At 73.8% G+C, this 4,111-nt stretch carries 5 protein-coding genes; all 5 read right to left on the minus strand.

Annotated features, from left to right (window positions below; genetic code table 11):
- The coding region (locus ABZ641_RS27915; protein ID WP_359986032.1) for a cytochrome P450 at positions 1 to 1,397 on the minus strand (1,397 nt) is incomplete at its 3' end.
- 121 nt (positions 1,398 to 1,518) lie between these two features.
- Complete coding sequence (locus ABZ641_RS27920) at positions 1,519 to 2,136, minus strand: ATP/GTP-binding protein (protein WP_359986035.1); 618 nt, start codon at positions 2,134 to 2,136, stop codon at positions 1,519 to 1,521.
- Entirely contained in the window at positions 2,117 to 2,476 is a 360-nt protein-coding gene (locus tag ABZ641_RS27925; protein WP_344627736.1) for a DUF742 domain-containing protein, read from the minus strand. The genes ABZ641_RS27920 and ABZ641_RS27925 overlap by 20 nt, the downstream gene beginning before the upstream one ends.
- A complete protein-coding gene (locus ABZ641_RS27930; protein WP_344627735.1) occupies positions 2,473 to 2,880 on the minus strand; it encodes a roadblock/LC7 domain-containing protein in 408 nt (135 codons plus the stop codon). The genes ABZ641_RS27925 and ABZ641_RS27930 overlap by 4 nt, the downstream gene beginning before the upstream one ends.
- A partial coding sequence (locus ABZ641_RS27935) for an ATP-binding protein (RefSeq protein WP_359986039.1) occupies positions 2,877 to 4,111 on the minus strand: 1,235 nt, incomplete at its 5' end. The genes ABZ641_RS27930 and ABZ641_RS27935, both read right to left, overlap by 4 nt.

The following is a 4,111-nucleotide window of genomic DNA, read 5'->3' on the forward strand; positions in this document are numbered from 1 at the left end:
CGCTGGCGCGGCACCACCGCGGCGACCGACTCCGGAGCAGGGGCTGCGGCCGGTGCGGCGGGTGAGGCCGGTGCCGGGACGGTCGGTGTCGCCGGTACGACCGGCGGGGCGGCGGCCGTCGGCGCGGACTCGGCCGTGCGCGGGGAGAAGCTCACCGGTAGCTCGACCAGGTGCCGGGAGATCCAGGCCGAGGTCCAGGTCAACTCGGCTTCGGGGACGGCGAGTCGGAGGTCCGGCAGGCGGGTCAGCAGGATGTCGATGCCGGTCTCCGCGATGGCCCGGCCGATGTCCTGGCCCGGGCACTCGTGCGGTCCGCTGCCGAAGGCCAGGTGGGAGCGGTTGCCGAAGAGCGGCGTCGACAGGTCCGGGCGGACGGCCGGGTCGGCGTTGCCGGCCGCGAGGCCGAGCAGGAGCATGTCGCCGGCCTTGATCTGCTGCCCGCCGAGCTCGGTGTCGCCGGTGGCCCAGCGGCCCGCGACCAGCAGCATCGGCGGGGAGTCCCAGAGCACCTGGTCCAGGGCGTCGGGCAGCGTCATCTGGCCGCCGGACAGGTGGGCGCGGAACCGCCGGTCGGTGAGGACCATCTTCAGCCCGTCCGCGATCAGGTTGACGGTGGTCTCGTTCGCCGCGAGCAGCACCACCCGCAGGTGCTCCAGCACCTCGTCGTCGGTGAGCCCGGCCTCGTGCTGCATCAGCCAGCTCACCAGGTCGGCACCGGGCGCCTCCCGCTTGCGCTCCATCATCCGGCGCAGCGTCGCCACCACGTAGTCGTTGCTCGCGATCGCCGTCTCGGTGCCCTTCATGAGGTCGCGGGCGGCCTCGACCAGCCGCGGTCCGTACTCCTCGGGCATGCCGACCAGCTGCGTCATCACCAGCATCGGCAGGTGTTCGGCGAACTGGGAGACCAGTTCGGCCCGGCCGGACGCGCCGAACTCCTCGATCAGCTGGTCGGCGAAGCGGGTGACGTAGCGGCGGATCCCGCGCCGGTCGAAGCGGTTCAGGCCGTCCGTCACCGCGCCGCGCAGCCGACGGTGCTCCTCACCGTCGGCGAACACGCAGAGCGGCTGCCAGGCGATCACCGGCATCAGCGGGGACTCCGGGGTGACCAGGCCGTCGCGGAAGGCCGTCCAGCGGCGGGAGTCCCGGGAGAACCGGGACGGGGTGCGCATCGCGGCGAGGTTCGCCGAGTGCCCGAGGACCAGCCAGGCGGGGATGTCGCCGTGCAGCAGCACGGGGGCCACCTCGCCGTGCTCGGCGCGCAGCTTCTCGTACAGGCCGGCCGGGTCGGCCTCGGCCTCGGGGCCGTAGAGGCGGCGCAGACCGTCGGGGCCGAGCCCGTGGGCGGGGCACCCGGGCGGCGGGGTGGCGGAGGTGTTCTCGGGGAACGGCGAGGTCACGATGGCTCCGGGGTCGTCGCGGGTGGCGGTTCGTCGGGGACGGGCGGTGCAGTGCAGTGCGGTGCGGTCCGGGGACGGGCGGTGCGGGGCCGGGCGGCGGAGTGTCAGCCGGGTGGCCGGGTCACCGGGCCGCCCGGGCGGAGAGGCCGTACAGGTAGTGCATCAGCGTGAGCAGGACGTCCTTGCTGGACTCGCGGGTCCGGGCGTCGCAGGCGACGATCGGCACCCCGGGGTCCAGGTCGAGCGCGGCCCGCAGGTCCTCGGTGGGGTAACCGGGGGACTCCGGGAAGGAGTTGACGGCCACGACGAACGGCACGCCGCGGTCCTCCAGCCGCCCGATCACGTCGAAGCTCACCTCCAGGCGCCGGGTGTCGACCAGCACGACCGCGCCGAGCGCGCCTTCGAACAGCCCGTTCCAGAGGAACCAGAAGCGCTCCTGGCCGGGCGTGCCGAAGACGTACAGCACCAGTTCGTCGGTGATGCTGATCCGGCCGAAGTCCATCGCCACCGTGGTGGAGGTCTTGCGCTCGATCCCGGCCAGGTCGTCGACGCCCGCGCCGGCCTGGGTCATCGTCTCCTCGGTGGTCAGCGGCCGGATCTCGCTCACCGATCCGACGAGGGTGGTCTTGCCGACGCCGAAGCCGCCGACGATCACCACCTTGACCGCCATGGTGGCCGAGTCGGGCAGCAGGTCCGCGCTCGCCGGCCCGGCGAGCGTGTCAGAGCCTCTGTAGTCCATGGATCACCGCCTCCAGCAGGGCGCGGTCGGGGAGGATCGCCTGCGGGACGGGGGAGCGCGCCTCGATCCGTCCGTCGGCGAGGAGGTCTGCCAGCAGCACGGTGACCGCGCTGGTCGGCAGCCCGAGGTAGGCGGAGATCTCGGCCACGGAGAGCGGCGAACCGCAGATCCGCAGGATCGCCGCAAGTTCCGGCTGCATGGTGGGCGCCGGTTCCGCGCGGGAGACGATCAGGGTGACCAGGTCGAACGTGGCCTGCTCGGCCAGGCCGCTGCGGCCTCGCGTGATCACATAGAGACGTTCGGGGATGCCCTCGTCCCAGTCCTGGTCGCCTGCACTCATGCGACCTGCTCGCCGTTGCGGGGCGGTGTACTGAGATGCTCGCCGATCCTGGCGACGAGATCGCGCATCCGCTGGCCCATCAGGCCCGCGTCGACGCCCTCGTCGGCGAGCACCGCCAGGTAGGCCCGGGCGCCGGCGGACATCAGGTAGAAGAAGCCGCCGCTCACCTCGATCACCACCAGCCGCATCCGGCCGTCGCCGTGCGGGAACTCGTGCCCCACTGCGGTGGCCAGGCTCTGCAGGCCGGCGCAGGCGGCGGCCAGGCGGTCGGCGGTGTCCGGGTCGGTGCCGTACTGCGCCATCCGCAGGCCGTCCGCCGACAGCACGATGATGTGGCGGGTGTGCGGGACGCCGTTCGCCAGCTCCTTGAGCATCCAGTCCATGTTGCTGCGCTGCTGAATCACTGCTCGCCCTTCCCTGCCGACTCTTCACTGGTGGGGCCGGCCGTACCGGTGGACGGCGTGTGGCCGTTCACCCCCTCGTGGAACGCGGCCAGCCACATGCCGGGCTGCACCGGTGCCTGGGCCGGCTCGGGGACCCGGGAGACCTCCGGGCCCGGCCGGGAGGGCCTGGCGTGGCGGCGGCGCTGCGGCAACCCGTTCGGGGCACGCTCGGCCACCACCGGAATCTCGTTGTCCGTACGGCCCGACTCCGCGAGGATCCCCGCGTTCGACCCGAACGACTGGCCGGTGGAGAACGCGCCCGCCGTCGTCCGGCCGTACGGCCGGGGCTCGGAGGCGGGCTGCGGGATCGCGCCCGGGACCGGCCGGAGGCCGGCGGCGGCGCCGATGCCGTGCGCCCGGCCGGTGGCGGGGGCCGTGGTGATCAGCTGCTGCGGCACGATCAGCACCGCGCGCACCCCGCCGTAGGCGGACGGGCGCAGCGAGACCTGGAAGCCGTACGCCTGGGCGAGCCGGCCGACCACGGCCAGGCCGAGCCGGGGGGTCTCGCCGAGGTCGTTGAGGTCGATGCCGGCCTGTGCGTCCCGGAGCATGCGCTCGGCGCGGGCCCGGCCCTCCTCGCTGAGGCTGAGGCCGCCGTCCTCGATCTCGATCGCTATCCCGGCCTGCACCTCGGCGGCGGACAGGTGCACTCTGGTGTGCGGCGGCGAGTAGCGGGTGGCGTTGTCCAGCAGCTCGGCGAGCGCGTGGATGAGCGGTTCCACCGCGGCGCCGACCACGGCGACCTCGGAGACCGGGTGCAGTTCGACGCGGCGGTAGTCGAGGATCCGGGAGATGCCGCCGCGGAGCACCGAGTACAGCGGCACCGCCCGGCTCCACTGGCGGCCGGGCCGGGCGCCGCCGAGGACGGCGATGCTGTCCGCGAGGCGGCCGATCAGCGCGTTGCCGTGGTCGAGCAGCAGCAGGTCGTCGAGGACGGCCGGGTCGTTGCCGTGCCGGTCCTCCATGGTGCGCAGGTCCTGGGCCTGCCGGTGGACGATCGCCTGGACGCGGCGGGCGATGTTGACGAAGGCCCGCTGGGCGGACTCGCGCATGCCCTCCTCGTTGTCGACCGCGTCCAGCACGGTGCGCAGCACGGCCTCCCGCGCGGCGCGGAACTCGGTGGCCGCGCCGGCCTCCCGGTGCTCGAACGCCTTGAGGACGTCCTCGGGGAACTCGCCGCGCTGGAGCCGGG

Source organism: Kitasatospora sp. NPDC007106 (assembly GCF_040634455.1).
Lineage (GTDB): Bacteria > Actinomycetota > Actinomycetes > Streptomycetales > Streptomycetaceae > Kitasatospora > Kitasatospora arboriphila.

Bases quoted from the DNA above. Each gene is read 5' to 3' on its own strand.
- ABZ641_RS27920 (WP_359986035.1), bottom strand. From the start codon at position 2,136: ATGGACTACAGAGGCTCTGACACGCTCGCCGGGCCGGCGAGCGCGGAC.
- ABZ641_RS27925 (WP_344627736.1), bottom strand. From the start codon at position 2,476: ATGAGTGCAGGCGACCAGGACTGGGACGAGGGCATCCCCGAACGTCTC.